39 protein-coding genes are annotated in these 26836 nt (G+C 67.7%); all 39 read left to right on the forward strand.

What is annotated here, in order from left to right; genetic code table 11:
- Nucleotides 1-4: 4 nt before the first annotated feature.
- A complete protein-coding gene (gene rfbD, locus OHA65_RS22420) occupies nucleotides 5-913 on the forward strand; it encodes a dTDP-4-dehydrorhamnose reductase (RefSeq protein ID WP_328765223.1) in 909 nt (302 codons plus the stop codon).
- Nucleotides 910-2241, forward strand: coding sequence for a hypothetical protein (locus OHA65_RS22425; protein ID WP_328763392.1), 1332 nt, complete (start codon nucleotides 910-912; stop codon nucleotides 2239-2241). Before rfbD ends, OHA65_RS22425 begins: the two co-directional genes overlap by 4 nt.
- A gap of 68 nt (nucleotides 2242-2309) precedes the next feature.
- Complete coding sequence (locus tag OHA65_RS22430; RefSeq protein WP_327284921.1) at nucleotides 2310-2996, forward strand: glycosyltransferase family 2 protein; 687 nt, start codon at nucleotides 2310-2312, stop codon at nucleotides 2994-2996.
- Nucleotides 2996-3430, forward strand: coding sequence for a DUF2304 domain-containing protein (locus tag OHA65_RS22435; protein WP_327284922.1), 435 nt, complete (start codon nucleotides 2996-2998; stop codon nucleotides 3428-3430). Before OHA65_RS22430 ends, OHA65_RS22435 begins: the two co-directional genes overlap by 1 nt.
- 9 nt (nucleotides 3431-3439) lie before the next feature.
- On the forward strand, nucleotides 3440-4342 hold the full coding sequence (locus OHA65_RS22440; protein ID WP_327284923.1) for a glycosyltransferase: 903 nt from the start codon (nucleotides 3440-3442) through the stop codon (nucleotides 4340-4342).
- Between the two features lie 24 nt (nucleotides 4343-4366).
- On the forward strand, nucleotides 4367-6265 hold the full coding sequence (locus tag OHA65_RS22445; protein WP_327284924.1) for a hypothetical protein: 1899 nt from the start codon (nucleotides 4367-4369) through the stop codon (nucleotides 6263-6265).
- A gap of 481 nt (nucleotides 6266-6746) precedes the next feature.
- Nucleotides 6747-7055: a 30S ribosomal protein S10 gene (rpsJ, locus tag OHA65_RS22450; protein WP_003948644.1), complete on the forward strand. Its 309-nt coding sequence runs from the start codon at nucleotides 6747-6749 to the stop codon at nucleotides 7053-7055.
- A 14-nt stretch (nucleotides 7056-7069) separates the two neighbouring features.
- The gene (gene rplC / locus OHA65_RS22455; RefSeq protein WP_007265899.1) at nucleotides 7070-7714 is read left to right on the forward strand and encodes a 50S ribosomal protein L3; all 645 of its coding nucleotides are present in this window, start codon (nucleotides 7070-7072) and stop codon (nucleotides 7712-7714) included.
- 4 nt (nucleotides 7715-7718) lie between these two features.
- Complete coding sequence (rplD, locus tag OHA65_RS22460) at nucleotides 7719-8369, forward strand: 50S ribosomal protein L4 (RefSeq protein WP_030008466.1); 651 nt, start codon at nucleotides 7719-7721, stop codon at nucleotides 8367-8369.
- A complete protein-coding gene (gene rplW / locus OHA65_RS22465) occupies nucleotides 8369-8692 on the forward strand; it encodes a 50S ribosomal protein L23 (protein WP_030154694.1) in 324 nt (107 codons plus the stop codon). Before rplD ends, rplW begins: the two co-directional genes overlap by 1 nt.
- Nucleotides 8693-8731: 39 nt before the next feature.
- Complete coding sequence (rplB, locus tag OHA65_RS22470) at nucleotides 8732-9568, forward strand: 50S ribosomal protein L2 (protein WP_030298213.1); 837 nt, start codon at nucleotides 8732-8734, stop codon at nucleotides 9566-9568.
- Nucleotides 9569-9580: 12 nt separating this feature from the next.
- A complete protein-coding gene (rpsS, locus tag OHA65_RS22475) occupies nucleotides 9581-9862 on the forward strand; it encodes a 30S ribosomal protein S19 (RefSeq protein WP_030154697.1) in 282 nt (93 codons plus the stop codon).
- 43 nt (nucleotides 9863-9905) lie between these two features.
- Nucleotides 9906-10253: a 50S ribosomal protein L22 gene (gene rplV / locus OHA65_RS22480; protein WP_007265904.1), complete on the forward strand. Its 348-nt coding sequence runs from the start codon at nucleotides 9906-9908 to the stop codon at nucleotides 10251-10253.
- Nucleotides 10253-11095, forward strand: a complete 843-nt coding sequence (rpsC, locus tag OHA65_RS22485; protein ID WP_266626437.1) for a 30S ribosomal protein S3 — start codon at nucleotides 10253-10255, stop codon at nucleotides 11093-11095. Before rplV ends, rpsC begins: the two co-directional genes overlap by 1 nt.
- A 5-nt stretch (nucleotides 11096-11100) precedes the next feature.
- A complete protein-coding gene (rplP, locus tag OHA65_RS22490) occupies nucleotides 11101-11520 on the forward strand; it encodes a 50S ribosomal protein L16 (protein ID WP_112447745.1) in 420 nt (139 codons plus the stop codon).
- Nucleotides 11520-11744, forward strand: a complete 225-nt coding sequence (rpmC, locus tag OHA65_RS22495; RefSeq protein ID WP_008739703.1) for a 50S ribosomal protein L29 — start codon at nucleotides 11520-11522, stop codon at nucleotides 11742-11744. The genes rplP and rpmC overlap by 1 nt, the downstream gene beginning before the upstream one ends.
- Complete coding sequence (gene rpsQ / locus OHA65_RS22500; protein ID WP_030026328.1) at nucleotides 11744-12025, forward strand: 30S ribosomal protein S17; 282 nt, start codon at nucleotides 11744-11746, stop codon at nucleotides 12023-12025. The genes rpmC and rpsQ overlap by 1 nt, the downstream gene beginning before the upstream one ends.
- A gap of 105 nt (nucleotides 12026-12130) precedes the next feature.
- Nucleotides 12131-12499 (forward strand): 50S ribosomal protein L14, encoded by a 369-nt coding sequence (rplN, locus tag OHA65_RS22505; RefSeq protein WP_008739701.1) that lies wholly within the window; start codon nucleotides 12131-12133, stop codon nucleotides 12497-12499.
- A gap of 2 nt (nucleotides 12500-12501) precedes the next feature.
- Nucleotides 12502-12825 (forward strand): 50S ribosomal protein L24, encoded by a 324-nt coding sequence (gene rplX, locus OHA65_RS22510; protein WP_266626434.1) that lies wholly within the window; start codon nucleotides 12502-12504, stop codon nucleotides 12823-12825.
- Nucleotides 12825-13376 (forward strand): 50S ribosomal protein L5, encoded by a 552-nt coding sequence (gene rplE, locus OHA65_RS22515; RefSeq protein ID WP_030154702.1) that lies wholly within the window; start codon nucleotides 12825-12827, stop codon nucleotides 13374-13376. The genes rplX and rplE overlap by 1 nt, the downstream gene beginning before the upstream one ends.
- A gap of 5 nt (nucleotides 13377-13381) precedes the next feature.
- Nucleotides 13382-13567 carry a type Z 30S ribosomal protein S14 gene (locus OHA65_RS22520; protein WP_003956452.1) on the forward strand — a complete coding sequence of 62 codons (186 nt, stop codon included), beginning with the start codon at nucleotides 13382-13384 and terminating at the stop codon, nucleotides 13565-13567.
- 223 nt (nucleotides 13568-13790) lie between these two features.
- Nucleotides 13791-14189: a 30S ribosomal protein S8 gene (rpsH, locus tag OHA65_RS22525; RefSeq protein WP_007265911.1), complete on the forward strand. Its 399-nt coding sequence runs from the start codon at nucleotides 13791-13793 to the stop codon at nucleotides 14187-14189.
- Between the two features lie 20 nt (nucleotides 14190-14209).
- Nucleotides 14210-14749 carry a 50S ribosomal protein L6 gene (rplF, locus tag OHA65_RS22530; protein ID WP_030154703.1) on the forward strand — a complete coding sequence of 180 codons (540 nt, stop codon included), beginning with the start codon at nucleotides 14210-14212 and terminating at the stop codon, nucleotides 14747-14749.
- Between the two features lie 2 nt (nucleotides 14750-14751).
- A complete protein-coding gene (gene rplR, locus OHA65_RS22535; RefSeq protein ID WP_030008471.1) occupies nucleotides 14752-15135 on the forward strand; it encodes a 50S ribosomal protein L18 in 384 nt (127 codons plus the stop codon).
- 45 nt (nucleotides 15136-15180) lie between these two features.
- Complete coding sequence (rpsE, locus tag OHA65_RS22540) at nucleotides 15181-15783, forward strand: 30S ribosomal protein S5 (RefSeq protein ID WP_008739695.1); 603 nt, start codon at nucleotides 15181-15183, stop codon at nucleotides 15781-15783.
- Nucleotides 15783-15965, forward strand: coding sequence for a 50S ribosomal protein L30 (gene rpmD, locus OHA65_RS22545; protein WP_005313525.1), 183 nt, complete (start codon nucleotides 15783-15785; stop codon nucleotides 15963-15965). The genes rpsE and rpmD overlap by 1 nt, the downstream gene beginning before the upstream one ends.
- Before the next feature lie 2 nt (nucleotides 15966-15967).
- Entirely contained in the window at nucleotides 15968-16423 is a 456-nt protein-coding gene (rplO, locus tag OHA65_RS22550; protein WP_030154704.1) for a 50S ribosomal protein L15, read from the forward strand.
- A 188-nt stretch (nucleotides 16424-16611) separates the two neighbouring features.
- The gene (gene secY, locus OHA65_RS22555) at nucleotides 16612-17925 is read left to right on the forward strand and encodes a preprotein translocase subunit SecY (RefSeq protein WP_327284925.1); all 1314 of its coding nucleotides are present in this window, start codon (nucleotides 16612-16614) and stop codon (nucleotides 17923-17925) included.
- Nucleotides 17925-18572 (forward strand): adenylate kinase, encoded by a 648-nt coding sequence (locus OHA65_RS22560; RefSeq protein WP_327284926.1) that lies wholly within the window; start codon nucleotides 17925-17927, stop codon nucleotides 18570-18572. Before secY ends, OHA65_RS22560 begins: the two co-directional genes overlap by 1 nt.
- 101 nt (nucleotides 18573-18673) lie before the next feature.
- Entirely contained in the window at nucleotides 18674-19525 is an 852-nt protein-coding gene (map, locus tag OHA65_RS22565) for a type I methionyl aminopeptidase (protein ID WP_327284927.1), read from the forward strand.
- Between the two features lie 140 nt (nucleotides 19526-19665).
- Entirely contained in the window at nucleotides 19666-19887 is a 222-nt protein-coding gene (gene infA, locus OHA65_RS22570) for a translation initiation factor IF-1 (RefSeq protein WP_003956442.1), read from the forward strand.
- Between the two features lie 73 nt (nucleotides 19888-19960).
- Nucleotides 19961-20074: a 50S ribosomal protein L36 gene (gene rpmJ / locus OHA65_RS22575; protein WP_003956441.1), complete on the forward strand. Its 114-nt coding sequence runs from the start codon at nucleotides 19961-19963 to the stop codon at nucleotides 20072-20074.
- A gap of 198 nt (nucleotides 20075-20272) precedes the next feature.
- Nucleotides 20273-20653 (forward strand): 30S ribosomal protein S13, encoded by a 381-nt coding sequence (gene rpsM, locus OHA65_RS22580; RefSeq protein ID WP_007265919.1) that lies wholly within the window; start codon nucleotides 20273-20275, stop codon nucleotides 20651-20653.
- A gap of 54 nt (nucleotides 20654-20707) precedes the next feature.
- A complete protein-coding gene (gene rpsK / locus OHA65_RS22585; RefSeq protein WP_003956432.1) occupies nucleotides 20708-21112 on the forward strand; it encodes a 30S ribosomal protein S11 in 405 nt (134 codons plus the stop codon).
- A 137-nt stretch (nucleotides 21113-21249) separates the two neighbouring features.
- Nucleotides 21250-22272, forward strand: coding sequence for a DNA-directed RNA polymerase subunit alpha (locus OHA65_RS22590; RefSeq protein ID WP_008739666.1), 1023 nt, complete (start codon nucleotides 21250-21252; stop codon nucleotides 22270-22272).
- 84 nt (nucleotides 22273-22356) lie between these two features.
- Entirely contained in the window at nucleotides 22357-22824 is a 468-nt protein-coding gene (rplQ, locus tag OHA65_RS22595; RefSeq protein WP_030298228.1) for a 50S ribosomal protein L17, read from the forward strand.
- 106 nt (nucleotides 22825-22930) lie between these two features.
- Entirely contained in the window at nucleotides 22931-23782 is an 852-nt protein-coding gene (gene truA, locus OHA65_RS22600; RefSeq protein ID WP_327284928.1) for a tRNA pseudouridine(38-40) synthase TruA, read from the forward strand.
- A gap of 62 nt (nucleotides 23783-23844) precedes the next feature.
- Nucleotides 23845-25464 carry an ATP-binding cassette domain-containing protein gene (locus OHA65_RS22605; RefSeq protein ID WP_327284929.1) on the forward strand — a complete coding sequence of 540 codons (1620 nt, stop codon included), beginning with the start codon at nucleotides 23845-23847 and terminating at the stop codon, nucleotides 25462-25464.
- A 30-nt stretch (nucleotides 25465-25494) separates the two neighbouring features.
- On the forward strand, nucleotides 25495-26778 hold the full coding sequence (locus tag OHA65_RS22610; RefSeq protein ID WP_329314314.1) for a glycosyltransferase family 87 protein: 1284 nt from the start codon (nucleotides 25495-25497) through the stop codon (nucleotides 26776-26778).
- Nucleotides 26779-26836: the final 58 nt, after the last annotated feature.

Raw genomic sequence — 26836 nt, forward strand, 5'->3', positions numbered from 1 at the left:
CCCGCTGGCCGGGCGCTGGCTCGTCACCGGCGCCGCCGGGATGCTCGGCCAGGACGTCCTGAAGGTCCTGAAGGCCGCCAAGATCGAGGCCGTGGGCCTGCGCCGCGCAGACCTCGACATCACCGACCCGGCCGCGGTCCGCGCGGCGGTCGAGGGCGTCACCGTGGTCGTGAACTGCGCCGCCTGGACCGACGTGGACGGCGCCGAGACCGCCGAGGACGCCGCGACCGCGGTCAACGGCACCGGCGTGCGCGTCCTCGCCGAGGCCTGCGCCGCCGCCCACGTGCGCCTGCTGCACGTCTCCACCGACTACGTGCTCCCCGGCGACGCCACGGAGCCGTACCGCGAGGACGCCGAGACCGGCCCGCTCAACGCGTACGGGCGCTCCAAGCTGCTCGGCGAGCAGGCCGTCGCCGAACTGCTGCCGCAGGACGGCTACATCGTCCGGACCGCCTGGCTGTACGGCGAGCACGGTCCGAACTTCGTCGCCACCATGCTCAAGCTGGCCGCCCAGCGCGACACCCTCGACGTCGTCGACGACCAGCACGGCCAGCCCACCTGGTCCTACGCGCTGGCCCGCCGGCTGGTCGACCTCGGCCTGGCCGCGCTGAAGGGCTGGGCCATGGGCGGGATCTACCACGGCACCGCGAGCGGCCGGACCACCTGGATGGGGCTGGCCCGCGAAACGTACCGGCTGAGCGGGCTCGACCCCGAGCGGATCCGGCCGACCACCTCCGCCGCGTTCGTCCGTCCCGCCGCCCGCCCCGCGTTCAGCGTGCTCGGGCACGACGCCTGGGAGGACCAGGCGGGCCTGCCCCCGCTCGCCGACTGGCGCGAGCAGCTCGCCGAGGCCCTGGCCACCCCCGCCTTCACCGCGCTGGCCGCCGCGGCCAGGAACGGCAGTACGGGATGAAGTCCCTGCTGAGCAGGCTCACCGCGGCGCTGCCGCCGGGCACCGTCGCGGTGGCCGGCGGCACCGTCGTGCTGGGTGCGGCCTCGTACGTCCACCTGGGCGTGGCCGGCCACAGCCTGTCCACGGACGCCATGGCCAACGTCTCGGTCCTGTGGACGATCGTCATGGCGCTCGGCCTCGGCATCTTCTTCCCCATCGAGCAGGAGCTCACCCGCATCGTCGCCGCCCGCGTGGTGCTCGGCCAGGGCGCGGCCCCCGTACTGCGCCGGGCCACCCTGCTGACCGCGGGCATCCTCGGCGCGACCCTGCTCGTCCTGGCCGCCGGTGCGGGCCCCATCGCCGACCTGCTCTTCCGCGGCGACCGCGGCCTGGTGGCGGCCCTCGGCGGCGCCTTCACCGGCATGGCCGTCTGCTACCTGACCCGCGGGGTCCTGGCCGGCCTCGGCCGGTTCGGCGCGTACGGCACCCAACTCGCCGTCGACGGCGGGCTGCGCATCGCCCTCGCTTTCGGCTGCGCGCTGGCCGGGCTGCACTCCGCGCTCGCCTTCAGCCTGGTCCTCGCCGTCGCGCCGATCGCCGCGACGCTGGTCACCCTGCCCACGCTGCTGCGCGCCGTGGAGCCCGGCGAGGAGATCGCCTGGCGGGAACTGACCGCCGGGCTCGGCCTGCTGATCTGCTCGACGCTGCTGTCCCAGGTCGTCGTCAACGCCGCGGTGATGAGCACCAAGCTGCTCGCCCCCACCGACAGCGTGCTGATCGCGGCGCTGCTGAACGCGCTCGTCCTGGCCCGGGTGCCGCTGTTCGTCTTCGGCTCGCTCCAGGCCTCGCTGCTGGGCGGGCTCACCGCCGCCTACACGGCCGGCGACCGGGCGGCGTTCTCGGCGATGCTGCGCCGCATCGGCGTGGTCGTCGGGCTGCTGGGGCTGCTCGGCGGCGTACCCGCGACCGCGCTCGGCCCCTGGCTGATCAAGGTGCTGTTCGACGCCGGCCCCGTACTGGGCTGCCTCGACTTCTTCCTTTTGTCCGCGGGCACCGTCGCATACATGTTCGCGATGGTGCTGGGCCAGGCGCTGATGGTATTCAAGCGGCACAACCTGCAACTGCTCTGCTGGGCCATCGGCACCGCCGTCCTGATCGGCGTCACCTTCGCTCCGGGCGAAGTGGCCCTGCGCGTCATCCTGGCTTACGCTCTCGGATCCCTCGCCACCGTGCTCGGTATGCTGGCCGTGCTGAGGCTGAGGTTCCCCGGAGCAGTTCCGGGCGCAACCGAAGGACCCGGGCACAAGGTCGCCGCAAGCCCACTGGGCGCCGGAGCGGTCGGGGAGTGACCATGCCGGCTTCCGACGTCCCACCGATCACCGAGCACGCGCACGTGCCACATTCCGCTGGAGCTACCGTGTCCCAATACGACGATGTCTGGCTGGTCATACCGGCCTATAACGAGGGCCAGGTGATCGCCGATGTGGTCGAGGGAGCGCGTGCGACCTTCCCGAACATAGTCGTCGTCGACGACGGCAGCTCCGACAACTCGTCCGAGCACATCGCGACGACCGGTGCCCACCTGGTGCGCCACCCGGTCAACCTCGGCCAGGGCGCCGCCCTCCAGACCGGCCTCAAGTACGCCCTCGCGCAGCCCGGTGCCCGCTACTTCGCGACGTTCGACGCGGACGGCCAGCACCAGACGCACGACGTCGAGAAGATGGTTCAGGTGCTGCGCGACGACGAGGCCGACGTGGTCCTCGGCTCGCGCTTCATCGAGCAGAACGGCCAAGTGCCGTGGATCAAGCGCGTCGTGCTGCGCACGGCCGCGACGGTCAGCCCGACCGCCCGCAAGCTCAAGCTCACCGACTCGCACAACGGCCTGCGCGTGCTCAGCCGCAAGGCGGCCGAGCAGCTGGACATCACCATGAACGGCATGGCGCACGCGTCCGAGATCGTCGGTTTCCTGGCCGGGTCCGGCCTGCGCGTCACCGAGGTCCCCGTGGACATCCTCTACACCGAGTACTCGCGCGCCAAGGGCCAGTCCCTGATCAACGGCGTCAACATCATCTTTGACATCACGATGCGGGAGCGAAACCGCTGATGAAGTACTTCTGGATCCAGCTGCTGCTCATCGCGGGCTCGGTGTCGATGGCACTGATGTTCATACGTACGTGGGGCCAGGCGAAGAACCGTGCCTGGAAGCGCATCGCGTTCTCGGTGTTCGTCGTCGTCAACGTGTACGCCGTGCTCCGCCCCACGGACGTCACGTGGGTGGCGCACCAGCTCGGCGTCGGCCGCGGCACCGACCTGGTGCTGTACGTCATGGTGCTGGCCATGGGCTTCCTGACCCTCAACACCTTCCTGCGCTTCCGCTCGTTGGAGAAGAAGATCACCGACCTGGCCCGGACGGTGGCCCTGAGTGAGGGTGCGCGGCACAACGACGCGCGCCTCGGCACGACCATCGGTGCGCCCGCGACCGAGCCGGCGCCCGCCGCGGAGCCGAAGCCCGCAGACGCCGACTCCGTGAAGGCCTGAAGTCCCGTGGTGACCTTCGACTTCATGCTCCCCTACTACGGGGACGTGCAGCTGATGCAGGACGCCGTCCGCAGCGTCCTGGCGCAGACGGACCGGGACTTCCGCCTCGTCGTCGTCGACGACGGCAAGGAGCCGGACGTCCCGGGCTGGTTCGAGGCCCTCGGCGACGAGCGGGTGCACTACACCCGCAACGAGCAGAACCTCGGCATCACCAAGAACTTCCAGAAGTGCGTACGGCTCTCCGAAGCCGACTACGTCGTCATCATGGGCTGCGACGACCTGCTGCACCCGCACTACCTGGAGACCGTCCGCGGCCTCATCGCCGACAACCCGGGCATCGGCATGGTCCAGCCCGGCGTCGAGGTCATCGACGGCACCGGCCAGGTCGCGTACGGGCTGGCCGACCAGACCAAGCGGCGGCTGTACGCACCGCAGGTCAAGGACCGGCGTCTGATGGGCGGCGAGGAGCTGGCCACCAGCGTGCTGCGCGGGAACTGGCTGTACTTCCCGTCGATCTGCTGGCGCGGCGAGGCCCTGCGCGGGGTCAACTTCCGCGACGAGTACTCGGTGATCCAGGACCTGGCCCTGGTCGTCGACCTCCTCGAACTCGGCGAGCAGATGCTGATCGACGAGTCCACCACGGTGTTCCGGTACCGCCGCCACGCGGTCAGCGAATCGTCGGTGCAGGCCTTCTCCGGCACCCGCTTCACCGAGGCCGAACGGTACTTCTCCGCCGTGGCCGCCCGCATGGACGCCCGCGGCTGGACCAAGGCCGCGCGCGCGGCCCGTTTCCACAGCGCCTCCCGGCTGCACGCCATCACCATGCTCCCCGGCGCCCTGCGCCGCGGCCACCGCGAGGGCGTCCGCACGCTGGCCAAGCACGCCTTCACCGCCGGTCAGCGCGCCGACTGACACCCGCGACGGAATTGGACTGAGATGACACACCTGGCCCCCGAGGTCGTCGGAGCATCCGGCACGGCGCACCGCCGGACCGGTACCGGGATCCCGGATGCCGGACCGGTCTCGTCCACCTCGGCGACCCGCCGCCCGTGGAGGTCCCGGCGTCGGGTGCTGGCCGTCGCCGAGGGCGTCGTCAGCCTCACGGCGGCCCTCGGTTACGTGCTGCTCAGCCGGCACATCAGCGTGAACCCGATCGTCCGCCTCGGCCAGGTCAGCGGCCTCGCCAAGCTCCAGCAGTACGCCGCGCTCATCGGCCTGCCGCTGCTCGGGCTGCTCCTGTACACCGCGCACCGGGGCGCGGCCCGGCGCCACCAGCTGGTCAAGCGCCTCGTCTGCGCCGCCCTCGCGGGCCTGGCCACCGGCGTGATCGCCGGCGGTGTCGTCGTCGCCCTGCGCGGCACGCCCCACCCGCTCGGCGGCCAGGAGGCCGACCCGGGCGTCCTGATCGACATGGCCAACTCGTTCCTGCACCACGAGGGGATGTCGGGCATCTACCCGCCCGCCTTCCCGGCCCTCATCGCCCTCTGGGCGAAGATCCGCTACAACGGCCGCGGCGAGACCGGCTTCGCCCTGCACGACCTCCAGATCTTCTTCACCGCCGTGGCCGGACCGATGGCCTACCTGGCCTGGCGGATACTGCTGCGGCCCTTCTGGGCACTGCTGATCGCGGTCCCCGCCGCGGTGGTCTTCCTCGACCCGATCCGCCCCTACAGCCACATCGTCATGATCGTGCTGCTGCCACTGCTCGGCTACTGGCTGCGCGAGATGCGCCGGGCGGGCCGGCGCACCACCAAGCACCTGCTGCAGCGCGGCGCGGGCCTCGGTCTGGTCTTCGGCGCGCTGTTCCTCTGGTACTCCGGCTGGTACATCTGGGCCGCGCCCGGAGCCGTCATGGCCGCGCTGTTCTTCTTCCCGTGGCGCCAGGGCGCCGCGACGGCCAAGCGGGCCGGCCTGTACGTCGCGGTCACGCTGGCGTCGACCGTCGTCGTCGGCGCCCCGCTGCTGTACCAGATGGTCAGGCTGGGCGCGGAGAACCCCGACCGCTACGCCTTCCTCGCCGTCTACGCGGACCCCACGTACGTCCTCGGCTGGGTCTCCGACCGCTCCGGGACCCTGACCTACCAGACCTGGCCGGCGGCCGGCGAGCTGGCTGGCCAGAGCGGATTCGCCCTGTTGCTGCTCCTCGGGGTGGGCTTCGGCCTCGGCCTCGGCCTGCGCAACGTCATGGTCCGCACCGCGGCCGCGGTCCTCGCAGGCGCCTGGTTGGCCCGCTTCTGGTTCGCCGGGCGCATGGCCCACGACAAGGCCATCCAGCTCTACCCGCGCACCACGTGGATCATCATGTACTGCCTGATGATCCTGGCCGTGCTCGGCGTGATGGCCGCGGTCAACCGGGGCTCCGGGTGGATCGAGCGCACGCTGCGCCCGGCCGGCGCGGCATCCGGTGCCGTGGTCGCCCGGGTCGTCCCCCGGCGGGTGGTGCGCCAGCTCGCCGCCGGCATGGTGTGCGTGGTCGCCCTGTTCGCGACCATGGGAGCGTCCTGGTCCGTCAACCGGTACATGCCCTCGTCCGACGTCGACTCGATGGGCATCGACGCGTACCGCGCACACGTGATCAAGCAGCGGGACGGTAGCTGCCCGCGCTTCTCGCCCGTCAAGGACTGCAAGGACATCGAGAAGGACGACTGGAAGCCCGGCGAGATCCAGGACTACATCTGGTGCGCCGGCATCGTGGCCGACGACTGGCCCAGCGTGTGCGGGATGAAGGCGCCCAAGCGCGTGCGCTCGCGGGCGGACATCGAGCGGGACGCCCAGGCCGAGAAGGACGCCCGGAAGGCGGCGGCGGAGGCCGACAAGGCCGCGGGCAAGAAGTAGCTGCCACCTGCTGGTGGGACCCCTTCCCGGGGGTCCCGCTCCCGTTTGCGTGGCGCGGTTTGACCAGACACCACGGAGGGGTATTCTCTTCGGCCCGATTGGCGCAGTACGTGTCTTGTATGGCAGACTACTCAAGTTGCTCGGCTGAGTGCCGATGCTGCGCGCCTCCCGCCGGGAGGACCGGAAGCGAGTCCCACAGTACTCGTCGCCTTTATCTGCCTCTCGGGGCAGCAATGGGGCGGACGTACGGGAATCTTCTGGGAAGCGTCAGCACGGTGTTCGCCAGGCGCTCGGTGGGTGTTTCTCCCCCGAACCGCGGCCTTGGGCCGCACCCCCTTGGACGAGGGAGTTTCCGTATGGGAATTTTCTGTAGAGGGAGTGCGACACGCCCGACCGCGTGGGTCGGAGAGAAGCGGTGGAGAGATCCACAGCCGGCCGAGAGCCAGAGCGTTTCCACAACAGACAGGACTACGGAGTAGCCATGGCGGGACAGAAGATCCGCATCCGGCTCAAGGCCTACGACCACGAGGTCATCGACTCCTCGGCGAAGAAGATCGTCGAGACGGTGACCCGCACTGGTGCGTCGGTCGCAGGCCCGGTGCCGCTGCCCACTGAGAAGAACGTGTACTGCGTCATCAAGTCGCCGCACAAGTACAAGGACTCGCGCGAGCACTTCGAGATGCGCACGCACAAGCGCCTGATCGACATCCTCGACCCGACGCCCAAGACCGTTGACTCGCTGATGCGCCTGGACCTTCCGGCCGGCGTTGACATCGAGATCAAGCTCTGAGAGGCGTCGAGAAGATGGCAAAGCAGATCAAGGGCGTCCTGGGCGAGAAGCTCGGCATGACCCAGGTCTGGGACGAGAACAACCGTGTCGTCCCGGTGACCGTCGTCAAGGCCGGGCCCTGCGTCGTTACCCAGGTCCGTACGAACGACATCGACGGCTACGAGTCGGTCCAGATCGCCTTCGGCGAGATCGACCCGCGCAAGGTGAACAAGCCCCTCAAGGGCCACTTCGCCAAGGCCGACGTGACCCCCCGCCGCCACCTGGTGGAGCTCCGCACCTCCGACGCCAGCGAGTACACGCTCGGCCAGGAGATCACTGCTGAGGTGTTCGAGTCCGGCGTCAAGGTTGACGTCACGGGCAACAGCAAGGGCAAGGGCTTCGCCGGTGTCATGAAGCGGCACAACTTCCGGGGCCTCGGCGCCGGTCACGGTGTGCAGCGCAAGCACCGCTCCCCCGGTTCGATCGGTGGCTGCGCCACCCCTGGGCGTGTCTTCAAGGGCATGCGCATGGCCGGTCGCATGGGCAACGAGCGCGTCACCACCCAGAACCTGACCATCCACGCGGTTGACGCGGAGAAGGGTCTGCTCCTCATCAAGGGCGCAGTCCCCGGTCCGAACGGCGGCCTCGTCCTGGTCCGTACCGCGGCCAAGGGGGCTTGAGGTAATGAGCACCATTGACATCCTTTCGCCGGCAGGCGACAAGGCCGGTACCGTCGAGCTCCCCGCGGAGATCTTCGACGCGAAGACCAGCGTTCCGCTGATCCACCAGGTCGTTGTCGCTCAGCTGGCTGCTGCCCGTCAGGGCACGCACAAGACCAAGCGTCGCGGCGAAGTCCGTGGTGGTGGCCGCAAGCCGTACCGCCAGAAGGGCACCGGCCGCGCCCGTCAGGGTTCGACCCGCGCTCCGCAGTTCGTCGGCGGTGGCGTCGTCCACGGCCCGCAGCCGCGTGACTACTCCCAGCGGACCCCGAAGAAGATGAAGGCCGCCGCCCTCCGCGGTGCCCTCTCGGACCGTGCGCGTCACTCCCGCATCCACGTCGTCACCGGCGTGGTCGAGGGTGCCGCCTCCACGAAGGCCGCCAAGACGCTGTTCGGCAAGATCTCGGAGCGCAAGAACCTGCTCCTGGTCGTCGAGCGCGCCGACGAGGCCGCGTGGCTGTCCGCCCGCAACCTGCCCCAGGTTCACATCCTGGAGCCGGGCCAGCTGAACACGTACGACGTGATCGTCTCTGACGACGTGGTCTTCACTCAGGCCGCTTTCGAGTCCTTCGTGTCTGGCCCCAAGGCCGATGAGACCGAAGGGAGCGACGCCTGATGTCTGAGGCGACCGTTACCAGCAAGACCTTCACTGACCCGCGCGACCTGCTGATCAAGCCGGTTGTCTCGGAGAAGAGCTACGCGCTGCTGGACGAGAACAAGTACACGTTCATCGTCGCGCCCGGCTCCAACAAGACCCAGATCAAGCAGGCCGTCGAGGCGGTCTTCGGGGTCAAGGTCACCGGGGTCAACACGATCAACCGTCAGGGTAAGCGCAAGCGCACCAAGACCGGTTTCGGCAAGCGCGCTGACACCAAGCGCGCCATCGTGACCCTCGCTGAGGGCGACCGAATCGACATCTTCGGCGGCCAGGCCTCCTAACGGAGGTCTAGTCGTCCGGAATCGGACGAGGACTGAGAAATGGGTATCCGCAAGTACAAGCCGACGACCCCGGGCCGTCGTGGCTCCAGCGTCGCCGACTTTGTCGAGATCACGCGGTCCACGCCGGAGAAGTCGCTGGTTCGCCCGCTGCACAGCAAGGGCGGCCGTAACAACACCGGTCGGATCACCGTTCGCCACCAGGGTGGTGGACACAAGCGCGCCTACCGCGTGATCGACTTCCGTCGTCACGACAAGGACGGCGTGCCGGCCAAGGTCGCGCACATCGAGTACGACCCCAACCGCACGGCGCGCATCGCGCTCCTGCACTACGCGGACGGCGAGAAGCGCTACATCATCGCTCCCCGCGGTCTGTCCCAGGGCGACCGGATTGAGAACGGCCCCACGGCCGACATCAAGCCCGGCAACAACCTGGCCCTCCGCAACATCCCGGTCGGTACCACGATCCACGCGATCGAGCTCCGTCCCGGTGGTGGCGCCAAGTTCGCCCGTTCCGCGGGTGCCTCCGTGCAGCTGCTGGCGAAGGAGGGCACGATGGCCCACCTTCGTATGCCGTCCGGTGAGATCCGCCTGGTCGACGCGCGCTGCCGCGCGACGGTCGGCGAGGTCGGCAACGCCGAGCAGTCGAACATCAACTGGGGCAAGGCCGGCCGCATGCGCTGGAAGGGCGTTCGCCCCTCCGTCCGCGGTGTCGCGATGAACCCGGTTGACCACCCGCACGGTGGTGGTGAGGGCAAGACCAGCGGTGGTCGCCACCCGGTCTCCCCGTGGGGTCAGAAGGAGGGTCGTACTCGCTCGCCGAAGAAGGCTTCGAGCAAGTACATCGTCCGCCGCCGCAAGACGAACAAGAAGCGCTAGGAGCGGGTTTAGATGCCGCGCAGTCTCAAGAAGGGACCCTTCGTCGACGGACACCTCGTTAAGAAGGTGGACGCTCAGAACGAAGCTGGTACCAAGAACGTCATCAAGACCTGGTCCCGTCGCTCGATGATCATCCCGGCCATGCTGGGTCACACCATCGCGGTGCACAACGGCAAGACCCACGTCCCGGTGTTCGTCACCGAGTCGATGGTCGGCCACAAGCTCGGCGAGTTCTCGCCGACTCGCACCTTCCGCGGCCACGTCAAGGACGACCGGAAGTCGAAGCGCCGCTAATCGCGGGGTGGTTACGACTATGACTAACACCGAAGGGACAACCATGGAAGCCAGGGCCCAGGCGCGGTACATCCGCGTCACGCCCATGAAGGCCCGCCGAGTGGTGGACCTCATCCGTGGCATGGATGCCACGGAGGCTCAGGCGGTCCTGCGTTTCGCCCCGCAGGCCGCGAGCGTGCCGGTAGGCAAGGTGCTTGACAGCGCCATTGCCAACGCCGCACACAACTACAACCACCCGGACGCCTCCACGCTGGTCATCAGCGAGGCGTACGTGGACGAGGGCCCGACCCTGAAGCGGTTCCGTCCGCGTGCGCAGGGCCGTGCCTACCGGATCCGCAAGCGGACCAGCCACATCACCGTGGTCGTCAGCAGCAAGGAAGGTTCCCGGTAATGGGCCAGAAGGTAAACCCGCACGGGTTCCGGCTCGGCATCACCACCGACTTCAAGTCGCGTTGGTACGCCGACAAGCTGTACAAGGACTACGTCAAGGAAGACGTCGCCATCCGTCGGATGATGACGTCCGGCATGGAGCGCGCCGGCATCTCGAAGGTTGAGATCGAGCGCACCCGTGACCGCGTGCGTGTGGACATCCACACCGCTCGTCCGGGCATCGTCATCGGCCGCCGTGGCGCCGAGGCCGACCGCATCCGCGGCGACCTCGAAAAGCTCACGGGCAAGCAGGTCCAGCTGAACATCCTCGAGGTCAAGAACCCCGAGCTCGACGCTCAGCTGGTTGCTCAGGCCGTTGCCGAGCAGCTCTCCTCCCGCGTCTCCTTCCGTCGTGCCATGCGCAAGAGCATGCAGGGCACCATGAAGGCCGGCGCCAAGGGCATCAAGATCCAGTGTGGCGGCCGTCTCGGCGGCGCCGAGATGTCCCGCTCCGAGTTCTACCGCGAGGGTCGTGTGCCGCTGCACACGCTGCGCGCGAACGTGGACTACGGCTTCTTCGAGGCCAAGACCACCTTCGGCCGTATCGGTGTGAAGGTCTGGATCTACAAGGGCGACGTCAAGAACATCGCCGAGGTTCGCGCCGAGAACGCTGCGGCCCGTGCGGGTAACCGCCCGGCCCGTGGTGCCGCAGGCGCTGGCGACCGTCCCGCCGGCCGTGGTGGCCGTGGTGGCGAGCGCGGCGGCCGTGGTGGCCGCAAGCCGCAGCAGGCTGCTGGTGCCGAGGCCCCCAAGGCCGACGCTCCCGCCGCCGCTCCGGCCGAGAGCACCGGAACGGAGGCCTGACCGACATGCTGATCCCTCGTAGGGTCAAGCACCGCAAGCAGCACCACCCGAAGCGCAGCGGTATGGCCAAGGGCGGTACTGAGGTCTCGTTCGGCGAGTACGGCATCCAGGCGCTGACCCCGGCGTACGTGACGAACCGCCAGATCGAGGCGGCTCGTATTGCGATGACCCGCCACATCAAGCGTGGCGGCAAGGTCTGGATCAACATCTACCCGGACCGTCCGCTCACGAAGAAGCCGGCCGAAACCCGCATGGGTTCCGGTAAGGGTTCTCCCGAGTGGTGGATCGCCAACGTGCACCCGGGCCGGGTCATGTTCGAGCTGTCCTACCCGAACGAGAAGATTGCTCGTGAGGCGCTCACCCGCGCTGCTCACAAGCTTCCGATGAAGTGCCGGATTGTTCGGCGCGAGGCAGGTGAGTCGTGATGGCGACGGGAACCAAGGCGTCCGAGCTGCGTGAGCTCGGCAACGAGGAGCTCGTTGGCAAGCTGCGCGAGGCCAAGGAGGAGCTGTTCAAGCTCCGCTTCCAGGCGGCCACGGGTCAGCTGGAGAACAACGGCCGGCTCAAGTCCGTCCGTAAGGACATCGCTCGCATCTACACCCTGATGCACGAGCGTGAGCTCGGTATCGAGACGGTGGAGAGCGCCTGATGAGCGAGAAGAACGTGACTGAGACGAACGAGCGCGGCTTCCGCAAGACCCGTGAGGGTCTCGTCGTCAGCGACAAGATGGACAAGACCGTCGTCGTCGCCGTCGAGGACCGCGTCAAGCACGCGCTGTACGGCAAGGTCATCCGCCGTACGAACAAGCTCAAGGCTCACGACGAGCAGAACGCTGCCGGCGTCGGCGACCGCGTCCTCATCATGGAGACGCGTCCGCTGTCGGCGAGCAAGCGCTGGCGCATCGTCGAGATCCTCGAGAAGGCCAAGTAATCACCTGAGGGGTTTCCCTCAGGTCAGTTCCGCCAGGCTCGGTGGGGGCCTCGCTCCTCGGAGTGAAGCCCCCGCCGGGAACCGGCAGACAAACAGGAGATACACGTGATCCAGCAGGAGTCGCGACTGCGTATCGCCGACAACACTGGTGCCAAGGAAATCCTTTGCATCCGTGTTCTCGGTGGTTCCGGTCGCCGCTACGCGGGCATCGGTGACGTCATCGTCGCCACCGTCAAGGACGCGATCCCCGGTGGCAACGTGAAGAAGGGTGACGTCGTCAAGGCGGTCATCGTTCGCACCGTCAAGGAGCGTCGCCGCCAGGACGGCTCGTACATCCGCTTTGACGAGAACGCCGCCGTCATTCTGAAGAACGACGGCGACCCTCGCGGCACCCGTATCTTCGGCCCGGTGGGCCGTGAGCTGCGCGAGAAGAAGTTCATGAAGATCATCTCGCTCGCGCCGGAGGTGCTGTAAGCATGAAGATCAAGAAGGGCGACCTGGTCCAGGTCATCACCGGTAAGGACAAGGGCAAGCAGGGCAAGGTCATTCAGGCCATCCCTACTGAGAACCGTGTCCTCGTCGAGGGTGTCAACCGGGTCAAGAAGCACACCAAGGCCGGCCAGACCGCTGGTGGCTCGCAGACCGGCGGCATCGTGATCACCGAGGCGCCGATCCACGTCAGCAACGTTCAGCTGGTTGTGGAGAAGGACGGCCAGAAGGTCGTTACCCGCGTCGGTTTCCGCTTCGACGACGAGGGCAACAAGATCCGCGTTGCCAAGCGGACGGGTGAGGACATCTGATGGCTACCACTCCGCGTCTCAAGACGAAGTACCGCGAGGACATCGCGGGCAAGCTGCGTGAAGAGTTCTCGTACGAGAACGTCATGCAGATCCCCGGCCTCGTGAAGATCGTGGTCAACATGGGTGTGGGCGACGCCGCCCGCGACTCCAAGCTGATCGACGGCGCCATCCGCGACCTGACGACGATCACCGGTCAGAAGCCGGCCGTCACGAAGGCCCGCAAGTCCATCGCGCAGTTCAAGCTGCGTGAGGGTCAGCCGATCGGCTGCCACGTCACCCTCCGTGGTGACCGCATGTGGGAGTTCCTGGACCGTACGCTGTCGCTCGCGCTGCCGCGTATCCGTGACTTCCGTGGTCTGTCGCCGAAGCAGTTCGACGGCCGTGGCAACTACACCTTCGGTCTCACGGAGCAGGTCATGTTCCACGAGATCGACCAGGACAAGATCGACCGTACCCGGGGTATGGACATCACCGTGGTCACCACGGCGACCAACGACGCTGAGGGCCGCGCGCTCCTTCGTCACCTCGGCTTCCCCTTCAAGGAGGCGTAAGCGAGATGGCGAAGAAGGCTCTCATCGCGAAGGCTGCCCGCAAGCCCAAGTTCGGTGTGCGTGCGTACACCCGCTGCCAGCGCTGCGGTCGTCCCCACTCCGTGTACCGCAAGTTCGGCCTGTGCCGCGTATGCCTTCGTGAGATGGCTCACCGTGGCGAGCTGCCGGGCGTGACCAAGAGCTCCTGGTAAATCACCCTCGTCCGCAAGGACTTGGGGAGTACCAGGCACTCTCGGTAAGCATCTGGACGGTGGGTGCCCGGCCGCGCATGCCTTAGGCTTGTGTGGTTGGGCGTCCGTCGCCCATAACGACTTACTACGCCGTAGGTCCCCGCACCGCACCCGTCCCGCCACTGAGTGGGGAGAGGGATGGCGCATACAGGAAACCCCGGCGAGAGAGGCCGAAGGCCACTTCATGACCATGACTGACCCGATCGCAGACATGCTGACCCGTCTGCGTAACGCTAACTCGGCGTACCACGACACTGTCGTGATGCCGCACAGCAAGATCAAGTCGCACATCGCGGAGATCCTCAAGCAGGAGGGTTTCATCACCGGCTGGAAGGTCGAGGACGCCGAGGTCGGCAAGAACCTCGTCCTCGAGCTGAAGTTCGGGCCGAACCGTGAGCGCTCCATCGCGGGCATCAAGCGGATCTCGAAGCCCGGTCTGCGCGTGTACGCAAAGTCCACCAACCTGCCGAAGGTCCTCGGCGGCCTGGGCGTGGCGATCATCTCCACGTCCCACGGTCTCCTGACCGGCCAGCAGGCAGGCAAGAAGGGCGTAGGTGGGGAAGTCCTCGCCTACGTCTGGTAGTCGGGAACGGAGGAAAAGCAATGTCGCGAATCGGCAAGCTCCCCATCCAGGTTCCCGCCGGTGTGGACGTCACCATCGATGGCCGCACGGTCGCAGTGAAGGGCCCCAAGGGTCTCCTTTCGCACACCGTCGCCGCGCCGATCGAGATCGTCAAGGGTGAGGACGGCGTTCTGAACGTCACCCGCCCCAACGACGAGCGTCAGAACAAGGCCCTGCACGGCCTGTCCCGCACGCTGGTGGCGAACATGATCACCGGTGTGACCACGGGATACGTCAAGGCTCTCGAGATCAGCGGTGTCGGTTACCGCGTCGCCGCGAAGGGCTCCGCTCTGGAGTTCCAGCTTGGTTACAGCCACCCGATCCTGATCGAGGCGCCCGAGGGCATCTCCTTCAAGGTCGAGTCGCCCACCAAGTTCTCGGTCGAGGGCATCGACAAGCAGAAGGTCGGCGAGGTCGCCGCCAACATCCGCAAGCTGCGGAAGCCCGACCCGTACAAGGCCAAGGGTGTCAAGTACGCCGGCGAGGTCATCCGCCGCAAGGTCGGAAAGGCTGGTAAGTAGCCATGGCATACGGTGTGAAGATCGCCAAGGGCGACGCGTACAAGCGCGCTGCCAAGGCTCGCCGCCACATCCGCATCCGCAAGAACGTCTCGGGTACGGCGGAGCGTCCGCGCCTCGTCGTGACGCGTTCGAACCGCAACATCGTTGCTCAGGTCATCGACGACCTCCAGGGTCACACCCTGGCGTCCGCGTCGACCCTGGACGCTTCGATCCGCGGTGGCGAAGGCGACAAGAGCTCGCAGGCCCAGGCTGTCGGCGCGCTCGTCGCCGAGCGTGCCAAGGCCGCGGGTGTCGAGACCGTCGTGTTCGACCGCGGTGGCAACCGATACGCCGGGCGCATTGCCGCTCTGGCTGACGCCGCCCGCGAAGCCGGGCTGAAGTTCTAAGCCCCGGTTCCGGGACTCACGGACGTAACAGAGAGAGGTAATCCAATGGCTGGACCCCAGCGCCGCGGAAGCGGTGCCGGTGGCGGCGAGCGGCGGGACCGGAAGGGTCGCGACGGTGGCCCTGCCGCCGAGAAGACCGCTTACGTTGAGCGCGTTGTCGCGATCAACCGCGTCGCCAAGGTTGTCAAGGGTGGTCGCCGCTTCAGCTTCACCGCGCTGGTCGTGGTGGGCGACGGTGACGGCACTGTAGGTGTCGGTTACGGCAAGGCCAAGGAAGTTCCCGCGGCCATCGCCAAGGGTGTCGAGGAAGCCAAGAAGAGCTTCTTCAAGGTTCCGCGCATCCAGGGCACCATCCCTCACCCGATCACGGGCGAGCGTGCCGCGGGTGTCGTGCTCCTGAAGCCGGCTGCCCCGGGTACCGGTGTTATCGCCGGTGGTCCGGTGCGCGCCGTTCTGGAGTGCGCCGGCGTTCACGACATTCTGTCGAAGTCGCTCGGCTCTTCGAACGCGATCAACATCGTGCACGCGACCGTGGCGGCCCTCAAGGGCCTGCAGCGTCCCGAGGAGATCGCGGCTCGCCGCGGTCTGCCCCTTGAGGACGTCGCCCCCGCGGCTCTGCTCCGTGCACGTGCTGGGGCGGGTGCGTAATGGCTCGCCTCAAGATCACGCAGACGAAGTCGTACATCGGCAGCAAGCAGAACCACCGCGACACGCTGCGTTCGCTCGGGCTCAAGCGCCTGAACGACGTCGTCGTCAAGGAGGACCGCCCCGAGTTCCGCGGAATGGTTCACACCGTCCGCCACCTCGTGACGGTTGAGGAGGTTGACTAATCATGGCTGAGAACAGCCCGCTGAAGGCCCACAACCTCCGTCCCGCCCCCGGCGCCAAGACCGCGAAGACCCGTGTCGGTCGTGGTGAGGCGTCGAAGGGTAAGACGGCAGGTCGTGGTACGAAGGGCCAGAAGGCCCGTTACCAGATCCCGCAGCGCTTCGAGGGTGGGCAGATGCCCCTCCACATGCGCCTGCCGAAGCTCAAGGGCTTCAAGAACCCGTTCCGCACCGAGTTCCAGGTTGTCAACCTGGACAAGCTCGGCGCTCTCTACCCCGAGGGTGGAGAGGTCACGGTGGCCGACCTGGTCGCCAAGGGCGCGGTTCGCAAGAACAGCCTCGTCAAGGTCCTGGGCCAGGGCGAGATCTCCGTGGCGCTGACGGTGTCGGTTGACGCCGTTTCCGCCTCCGCCAAGGAGAAGATTGCCGCTGCCGGCGGCACCGTCACCGAGCTCGTCTAGCACGTACCAGGTGACAAATAGCGAGTAAAACCCGACCGGGGATGCCTCACATATGGGGCATCCCCGGTTGGTCGTTCCACGGGGGGCGCAGTCGCCGGTAAGGTGGCCTGCACCTTTGCTTGTACGTATTCGTCGATCCCTCAGACCGTCACCTCTGACGCAGTAGCGCGGGGGTCGCAGGAGGCACCGTGCTCACCGCGTTCGCCCGGGCGTTCAAGACGCCCGACCTGCGCAAGAAGCTGCTCTTCACGCTCGGCATCATCATGCTGTTCCGGCTCGGGTCCCACATCCCGGTACCCGGCGTGAGCTACAAGAACGTTCAGATCTGTGTCGACCAGGCCGGGAGCAGCAACAGCCTCTTCGGTCTCGTCAACATGTTCAGCGGCGGTGCGCTGCTGCAGATCACGATCTTCGCGCTCGGCATCATGCCGTACATCACGGCGAGCATCATCCTGCAGCTGCTGACCGTGGTCATCCCGAAGCTGGAGAACCTCAAAAAAGAGGGTCAGTCCGGCACCGCGAAGATCACTCAGTACACGCGCTATCTGACGGTCGCACTCGCGATCCTGCAGGGCACCGGCCTCGTCGCCACTGCCCGCACTGGTGCCCTGTTCCAGGGCTGCCAGGTCGCCAGCCAGATCGTCCCGAACCGGTCGATCTTCACCACGATCGTCATGGTCATCACGATGACCGCGGGTACCTGCGTCGTCATGTGGCTCGGTGAGCTCGTGACCGACCGCGGCATCGGCAACGGCATGTCGATCCTGATGTTCATCTCGATCGCCGCCGGCTTCATCGGCGCGCTGTGGCAGATCAAGCTCCAGGGCAAGATCGCCGACGGCTGGGTCGAGTTCGGCGTGGTCATCCTCGTCGGCCTGGCGATGGTCGCCCTGGTGGTCTTCGTCGAGCAGGCGCAGCGACGGATTCCGGTCCAGTACGCGAAGCGCATGATCGGCCGCCGTGCGTACGGGGGCACCTCGACGTACATCCCGCTCAAGGTGAACCAGGCCGGTGTCATCCCGGTCATCTTCGCCTCGTCGCTGCTGTACATCCCTGCACTGATCGTGCAGTTCAGTGGCTCGACCGCGAGCTGGGCCACCTGGATCCAGAAGCACTTCGTCAAGGGCGACCACCCGTACTACATCGCCGCCTACTTCCTCCTGATCGTCTTCTTCGCGTTCTTCTACGTGGCGATTTCTTTCAACCCCGAGGAAGTTGCAGACAACATGAAGAAGTATGGTGGGTTCATCCCGGGTATCCGTGCCGGTCGACCCACCGCCGAGTACCTGAGCTACGTGCTCAACCGGATCACCTGGCCGGGGTCGCTGTACCTGGGTCTCATCGCTCTTGTGCCGACGATGGCGTTGGCCGGCTTCGGAGCGAACCAGAACTTCCCGTTCGGCGGGACGAGCATCCTCATCATCGTGGGTGTGGGTCTGGAAACCGTGAAGCAGATCGAGAGCCAGCTCCAGCAGCGCAATTACGAAGGGTTCCTCCGCTGATGCGAATCGTCCTCGTCGGACCGCCCGGTGCGGGCAAGGGAACGCAGGCCGCGTTCCTTGCGAAGAACCTGTCGATCCCGCACATCTCCACGGGCGACCTCTTCCGCGCCAACATCAGCAAGAACACCGAGCTGGGCCAGCGCGCGAAGGCGTTCATGGACGCCGGTGACCTCGTCCCCGACGAGATCACCATCGGCATGGCCAAGGACCGGATGGAGCAGCCGGACGCCGTCAACGGCTTCCTGCTGGACGGCTTCCCGCGCAACGTCTCGCAGGCCGAGGCGCTGGACGAGATGCTGCAGACCGCGAGCATGAAGCTCGACGCCGTCCTTGACCTGGAGGTCGAGGAGGACGAGGTGGTCAAGCGCATCGCCGGCCGCCGGATCTGCCGCAACGAGTCCGCGCACGTTTTCCACGTCGTGTACGCCGCTCCGAAGACCGAGGGCGTCTGCGACACCTGCGGTGGCGAGCTGTACCAGCGCGACGACGACTCCGAGGCGACCGTTCGCAACCGGCTTGAGGTCTACCACACGCAGACCGAGCCGATCATCGACTACTACAAGGCCCAGGGCCTGCTGGTGACCATCCCGGCCCTCGGTGAGGTCGCGGACGTCACGCAGCGCGCGATGGACGCCCTCAAGAAGTAGTACCCCTGCTAGAGCAGTACGGCCGCGGTGTCCCCAGGACCCCGCGGCCGTACTGTTGAGACGACCTGATTACGTAGATCCGAAGGTGGAAGGCACTTCCCATGGTCCAGATCAAGACCCCCGAGCAGATCGCGAAGATGCGCGAGGCAGGGCTGGTCGTCGCCGCGATCCACGCGGCGACCCGTGAGGCGGCCGTGCCGGGCGCCACGACGCGGGATCTGGACATGGTGGCCCGCAAGGTCATCGCGGATGCCGGGGCCAAGTCGAACTTCCTGGGTTACGGCGGCTTCCCCGCGACGATCTGCACCTCGGTCAACGAGGTCGTCGTCCACGGCATCCCGGACGACAAGACGGTCCTCAAGGACGGCGACATCATCTCGATCGACGCCGGCGCGATCGTCGACGGCTGGCACGGCGACGCCGCGTACACGGCCTTCGTGGGCACCGGTCACGCTCCGGAGCTCGTGGAGCTCTCCCGGGTGACCGAGGAGTCGATGTGGGCCGGCATCGCCGCCATGAAGCTCGGCAACCGCCTCGTGGACATCTCCAAGGCGATCGAGGGCTACATCAAGCGCCAGCCGCGGCCCGCCACCGGGGAGCACAGCCTCGGCAAGTTCGGGATCATCGAGGATTACGGCGGCCACGGGATCGGTTCCGAGATGCACATGGACCCGCACCTGCTGAACTACGTCTCGCGCAAGCGGGGCAAGGGCATCAAGCTGGTTCCGGGCGTCTGCCTGGCCATCGAGCCGATGGTCTCGCTGGGCACCCCCCAGACGGAGGTCCTGGCGGACGACTGGACGGTCATCACGACGGACGGCACCTGGTCCTCGCACTGGGAGCACTCGATCGCGCTGACGGAGGCCGGCCCCATCGTCCTGACCAGCCCGGACTGCGGCAAGGCGAAGCTGGCGGAGTACGGCGTCACCACGGCGCCCGACCCGCTCGGTTAATGATCTAGTCTGTGGGGCAAACTTTCCGGATTCGTCTTTCTGGGTGCCCTGACGTAGACTGACTCGTCGGCTCCTTTGCACCCGCATGTCCTCATGCGAAGCAGGGAGCTGATCAAGGTAGCCGATTCGAAGGGCGAAGCGTGGCCAAGAAGCAAGGTGCCATCGAAATCGAGGGCACCGTGATCGAGTCCCTCCCGAACGCGATGTTCAAGGTGGAACTGCAGAACGGTCACAAGGTCCTCGCGCACATCAGCGGCAAGATGCGTATGCACTACATCCGCATCCTCCCGGATGACCGGGTCGTTGTGGAGCTGTCTCCGTACGACCTGACGCGTGGCCGGATCGTCTACCGATACAAGTAGATCTTGTCCTCACTCCTGCCTGGGCGGACGTCCCGGTGCGGGTGGTGGCACTGACCCGGAGAACCTCACCAACATGAAGGTCAAGCCGAGCGTCAAGAAGATCTGCGACAAGTGCAAGGTGATCCGCCGTCACGGTCGGGTCATGGTCATCTGCGACAACCTGCGCCACAAGCAGCGCCAGGGCTGACGCACGCCGACCGACCTGCACTACGCAGTTCTTCGCGCGACGTAAGAAAACGTACATACGCAGAACCCGCCCAGCCCCGTACGGGGCCGGCGGCACCTCCGGCGGGGGCCGGGGACCCGGACGTACCACCGCCCAGCAGGGTGGTCGGCGGTCGGGATTGGTTCTGCGGAAGACCCCCGAACACACAGGAGCCATTGAATGGCACGCGTTTCCGGTGTTGACATCCCGCGCGAAAAGCGTGTGGAGATCGCACTCACCTACGTCTTCGGTATCGGGCGCACCCGGTCCAAGGAGATCCTCGCCTCCACCGGCGTGAACCCGAACACCCGCGTTCGTGACCTGGCCGAAGAGGACCTCGTCAAGATCCGCGAGTACGTGGACGCCAACCTCCGTACCGAGGGTGACCTCCGCCGCGAGATCCAGGGCGACATCCGCCGCAAGATCGAGATCCAGTGCTACCAGGGCATCCGCCACCGTCGTGGCCTGCCGGTGCACGGTCAGCGCACCAGCACGAACGCGCGTACCCGCAAGGGCCCGCGTCGCGCGATCGCCGGTAAGAAGAAGCCGGGCAAGAAGTAGTCCTGTTCAGCGGTCTTGCGCTGTAGGACCGACCACCTCCCGTAGGAGATTTAGATGCCCCCCAAGGGTCGTCAGGGCGCTGCCAAGAAGGTGCGCCGCAAGGAAAAGAAGAACGTCGCTCACGGGCACGCCCACATCAAGAGCACGTTCAACAACACCATCGTTTCGATCACCGACCCCTCGGGCAACGTGATCTCTTGGGCCTCCGCCGGCCACGTCGGCTTCAAGGGCTCGCGCAAGTCCACCCCCTTCGCCGCGCAGATGGCCGCCGAGTCGGCCGCCCGCCGCGCGCAGGAGCACGGCATGCGCAAGGTCGACGTCTTCGTCAAGGGTCCGGGCTCCGGCCGCGAGACCGCGATCCGCTCCCTCCAGGCCACCGGCCTTGAGGTCGGCTCGATCCAGGACGTCACCCCCACCCCGCACAACGGCTGCCGTCCGCCGAAGCGCCGCCGCGTCTGACGCAGCGACGCCTGTGCGTCTTTGAGTGTCCGGGCGGTACGACCCCTTCGGGGGCCGTGCCGCCCGTACCCTTGCAGTACCCAGCAGTACATGTCGGGCGTCAAATAGTGGGCGTCCACGACTGAAGGAACACAGACATGCTTATCGCTCAGCGTCCTTCGCTGACCGAAGAGGTCGTCGACGAGTACCGCTCGCGGTTCGTGATCGAGCCGCTGGAGCCGGGCTTCGGCTACACCCTCGGCAACTCGCTGCGCCGCACGCTCCTGTCCTCGATCCCGGGTGCCGCTGTCACCAGCATCCGCGTGGACGGCGTCCTGCACGAGTTCACCACCGTGCCCGGTGTCAAGGAAGACGTCACCGACATCATCCTCAACATCAAGCAGCTGGTCGTCTCCTCGGAGCACGACGAGCCGGTCGTGATGTACCTGCGCAAGCAGGGTCCCGGCCTGGTCACCGCTGCCGACATCGCGCCCCCGGCCGGTGTCGAGGTGCACAACCCGGACCTGGTCCTCGCCACGCTCAACGGCAAGGGCAAGCTGGAGATGGAGCTGACCGTCGAGCGCGGTCGCGGCTACGTCTCCGCCGTCCAGAACAAGCAGCTGGGCCAGGAGATCGGTCGTATCCCGATCGACTCCATCTACAGCCCGGTCCTCAAGGTCACCTACAAGGTCGAGGCGACCCGAGTCGAGCAGCGCACCGACTTCGACAAGCTGATCGTCGACGTCGAGACCAAGCAGGCCATGCGCCCGCGCGACGCCATGGCGTCCGCCGGTAAGACCCTGGTCGAGCTGTTCGGTCTGGCCCGCGAGCTCAACATCGACGCCGAGGGCATCGACATGGGCCCGTCCCCGACGGACGCCGCCCTGGCCGCCGATCTGGCGCTGCCGATCGAGGAGCTTGAGCTCACCGTTCGGTCGTACAACTGCCTCAAGCGCGAGGGCATCCACTCCGTGGGTGAGCTCGTCGCCCGCTCCGAGGCCGACCTGCTCGACATCCGCAACTTCGGTGCGAAGTCGATCGACGAGGTCAAGGCGAAGCTGGCCGGCATGGGCCTGGCCCTCAAGGACAGCCCGCCCGGATTCGACCCGACCGCCGCCGCCGACGCCTTCGGCGCCGACGACGACGCGGACGCCGGTTTCGTCGAGACCGAGCAGTACTAAGAAAAGACTTTCCCGGGGCAGCCGCCCCGGGGGAACTGACACCGGTACCTGACACGGCCGGTGCAGATATGAAGGAGTAACACCATGCCGCGTCCCGCAAAGGGTGCCCGTCTGGGCGGCTCCGCCGCGCACGAGAAGCACCTTCTCGCGAACCTCGCGAAGGCGCTCTTCGAGCACGGCCGCATCACCACCACCGAGGCCAAGGCCCGCCGCCTGCGTCCCTACGCCGAGCGTCTGGTCACCAAGGCCAAGAAGGGCGACATCCACAACCGTCGCCTGGTGCTGCAGACGATCACGGACAAGAGCATCGTGCACACGCTGTTCACCGAGATCGCCCCGCGCTACGAGAACCGCCCCGGTGGTTACACGCGCATCACCAAGATCGGCAACCGTCGTGGCGACAACGCCCCGATGGCCGTGATCGAGCTGGTCGAGGCCCTCACGGTCGCCCAGCAGGCCACTGGTGAGGCCGAGGCCGCCACCAAGCGCGCCGCGAAGGACGCCGAGGCCGTGGCCGAGGCTCCCGCTGCCGAGGAGACCAAGGAGGCCTGATCCCCCGGGATCACGCTTGCTTGATCGGCTCTGAACGGGCCCGCCCCTTCCCGGGGCGGGCCCGTTCTGCATTCGTTCAAAAGATGCAGCTGAGAGGATCGCTCACGTGAGTGACGAGGTGGAGCCCGGGCACGTCCGGGTACGGCTGGACCTGTCGTACGACGGCAAGGACTTCTCCGGCTGGGCGAAGCAGCGCACGCTGCGGACCGTGCAGGGCGAACTGGAGTCCGCCCTGCAGACCGTGATGCGCCTGCCGCACCAGGTCGAGCTGACCGTGGCCGGGCGGACCGACGCGGGCGTGCACGCCCGCGGGCAGGTCGCCCAGTTCGACATCGCCGAGGAGGTGTGGGCCGAGCACCACGACAAGCTGCTGCGCCGCCTCGCGGGCCGGCTGCCGCACGACGTACGCGTGTGGAAGGTCGCGCAGGCCCCGGAGGGCTTCAACGCCCGTTTCTCCGCCATCTGGCGCCGCTACGCCTACCGGGTCGGCGACCACCAGGGCGGCGTCGACCCGCTGCGCCGCGGGCACGTGCTGTGGCACCAGTGGCCGCTGGACGTGGACGCCATGAACGAGGCCGCCGCCGCGCTCGTCGGGGAGCACGACTTCGCCGCCTACTGCAAGAAGCGCGAGGGCGCCACGACCATCCGCACCCTCCAGCAGCTCAGCTGGGAGCGCGCCGAGGACGGGATCGTCACCGCGACGGTCCGCGCCGACGCCTTCTGCCACAACATGGTCCGCTCGCTGGTCGGCGCGCTGCTGCACGTCGGTGACGGGCACCGGCCCACCGACTGGCCGGGGAAGGTCCTGCGGGCGGCCGTACGGGACTCCTCGGTGCACGTCGTCAAGCCGCACGGGCTCACCCTGGAGGAGGTCGGCTACCCGGCGGACGAGTTGCTGGCCGCCCGCAGCAAGGAAGCACGCAACGTGCGGACCCTCCCGGGTGCCGGCTGCTGCTGATCCGCCGTGGCCCCACCTAATCCGTTTGGGCGGATCGGCGCCGGGCCTGGACAATGCCCGGCATGGGACATCTCGAAGCCAGCCACCTGGAGTACTACCTTCCCGACGGGCGGGTCCTGCTCCCCGACGTCTCCTTCCGCGTGGGGGAGGGGTCGGTCGTCGCCCTCGTCGGGGCGAACGGGGCCGGCAAGTCCACCCTGCTGAAGCTGATCTCCGGTGACCTCCAGCCGCACGGCGGCGGGGTCACCGTCAGCGGCGGCCTCGGCGTGATGTCGCAGTTCGTGGGCTCCGTACGGGACGAGACGACCGTACGGGACCTGCTGGTCTCGGTGGCCCAGCCGCGGCTGCGGGCGGCCGCCAAGGCCGTCGACCACGCCGAGCACCTGATCATGACGGTGGACGACGAGGCCGCCCAGATGGCGTACGCGCAGGCGCTCAGCGACTGGGCCGACGTGCAGGGCTACGAGGCGGAGACCCTGTGGGACGTCTGCACCATGGCCGCGCTGGCCATCCCGTACGACGCCGCGCAGTTCCGCGAGGTGCGCACGCTGTCGGGCGGTGAGCAGAAGCGCCTCGTGCTGGAGGCGCTGCTGCGCGGGCCGGACGAGGTGCTGCTGCTCGACGAGCCGGACAACTACCTGGACGTCCCGGGCAAACGCTGGCTGGAGGAGCAGCTCAAGGTCACCCGCAAGACGGTGCTCTTCGTGTCGCACGACCGGGAGCTGCTCTCCCGGGCCGCCGAGAAGATCATCAGCCTGGAGCCGAGCCCCACGGGGACCGACGTGTGGGTGCACGGCGCGGGCTTCGACACGTACCACGAGGCCCGCAAGGAGCGCTTCGCCCGCTTCGAGGAGCTCAAGCGGCGCTGGGACGAGGAGCACGCGCGCCTGAAGGCGCTGGTCCTGCGGCTGCGCAACCAGGCGGCGAGCAGCCCCGACATGGCGTCGCGCTACAAGGCGATGCAGACCCGCTTCCAGAAGTTCGAGGAGGCCGGTCCGCCGCCGGAGCCGCCGCGCGAGCAGGACATCCGGATGCGGCTCAAGGGCGGCCGCACCGGCGTGCGCGCGCTGACCGTGGAGAACCTGGAGCTCACGGGCCTGATGAAGCCGTTCTCGCTGGAGGTCTTCTACGGGGAGCGGGTCGGGGTGCTCGGCTCGAACGGATCCGGGAAGTCGCACTTCCTGCGGCTCCTGGCGGGCGAGGACGTCAAGCACTCGGGCACCTGGAAGCTGGGCGCGCGGGTGGTTCCCGGCCATTTCGCGCAGACCCACGCCCATCCGGAGCTGTTCGGCCGAACCCTCGTCGACATCCTGTGGACGGAGGCGGCGAAGCCGCTCGGCGCAGCCATGGCGGTCCTGCGCCGGTACGAGCTGGAGCGCCAGGGCGAGCAGCCGTTCGAGAAGCTGTCGGGCGGCCAGCAGGCGCGTTTCCAGATCCTGCTGCTGGAGCTGGCCGGTACGACGGCGCTGCTGCTGGACGAGCCGACGGACAACCTGGACCTGGAGTCCGCGGAGGCGCTCCAGGACGGCCTGGAGTCGTACGAGGGCACTGTGTTGTGCGTCACGCACGACCGGTGGTTCGCGCGGACATTTGACCGTTTCCTGGTCTTCGGCTCGGACGGTGTTGTACGAGAGACTCAGGAACCCGTGTGGGACGAGCGGCGCGTGGAGCGCCGCCGCTGAGACGGGCGTTCGGAGTGGGGGAGGGGCATCGTGGGCCTGAGGCCTGGCATCTGGCTCATGAAATGGGAGGAGCGGGCCTCGGGGAACCGGACGGTCGACCGGCTGCTCCGGCCGGCCTCCCGGCCCTGGCAGTTCCTCTGCCTCGCCGTGCTCCTCGGGATATGCGTCTCCACGAGCCTGCGGGAGAACTGGGGCTCTGACAACGCCTTCGTGGTGAAGGCGGCCGACACGCTGCTGGCCGGTGGCTCCCCGTACGAGGACAAGCGCTTCCTCTACCTGCCCAGCGCCGTGCTCATGGCGGTGCCGGAGGCCCTGGTCCCGCGCGAGGTGCTGCGCTGGGTCCTGCCGGTGGGGATGTCGGGGCTGCTGGGCATCGGCTGGATGGCCGCCCTGCGGCTGTTCTCGGTGCCGCTGCGCTCGCGCTTCGCGGTCGGCGGTCTCGCCTTCCTCGCCCTCGCCTACAAGCCGTTCGAGAACCTCGTCCTGATCGGCAACTGGACGGCCATCTCGGCGGCCGCGCTGCCGGTGGCGCTGCTGCTCGCGCACCGGAGGTCCTGGGGGTCCGCCGGGCTGGTGATAGGACTGGCCATCGCCTGCAAGCCGATGCTGGTGCCGATCGGGCTGCTCTTCCTGCTCGCCCGGCAGTGGCGGGGGCTGGCGGCGGCCGTGCTGGTGCCGCTGGGGCTGTCGTTGGCCGGGGCCCTGATGATGCCGAGCCCCTCGCTGTTCTTCACCAAGACCCTGCCCTTCCTGCTCCAGGGGCAGGACGCGTACGCCATGCCGTGGGACGCTTCGCCGATCGCGGTGCTGCCGCGGCTGGGGGTGCCGCAGTCGGTGGCGGTGCTGCTGGCGTTCGCGGGGGCCGGGGCCGGCCTGTGGGCGGCCTGGACGCGGTGGCGGCGTCCGGACGGGGACGGTGACGACGGCGAGCTGCGGCTGGTGGAGACCGCCTGCATGGTGATGCTCGCCGCATTCCTGGTCTCGCGGCCGTCCTTCGACCACTACCTGCTGGTGGTGCTCCCGCTGCTGCTGGCCTCGGCGGTGCGGCCGGGCTCGATGCCCCGCTCGCCCTGGTTCTGGCTGGCCCTGACGCCCCAGGTGGCGCTGGTGCCGTGGCCCTCCGAGCTGGCCCACAAGCGGCGTGCCTTCAAGGACTGCGCCACCCTGTGCGGGCTCGCGATCTTGCTGGTGCGTCGTGCGCTGCGCTCCAGTCGGGTTACTCTGGGACCCGTAACAACTGCGGGGTCCCCACCCAGGACCGAACCGGAGTGCGCCGCGACGCCAGCAGAATCGGCATCGCGGACCGCGTTTTGACCCGTACGGGTCTGCTTGGGTATCCTGCTGGTTTGTTATGCGTATTGGCTTTCTCATT

It is taken from the genome of Streptomyces sp. NBC_00045, assembly GCF_045041095.1.
Lineage (GTDB): Bacteria > Actinomycetota > Actinomycetes > Streptomycetales > Streptomycetaceae > Streptomyces.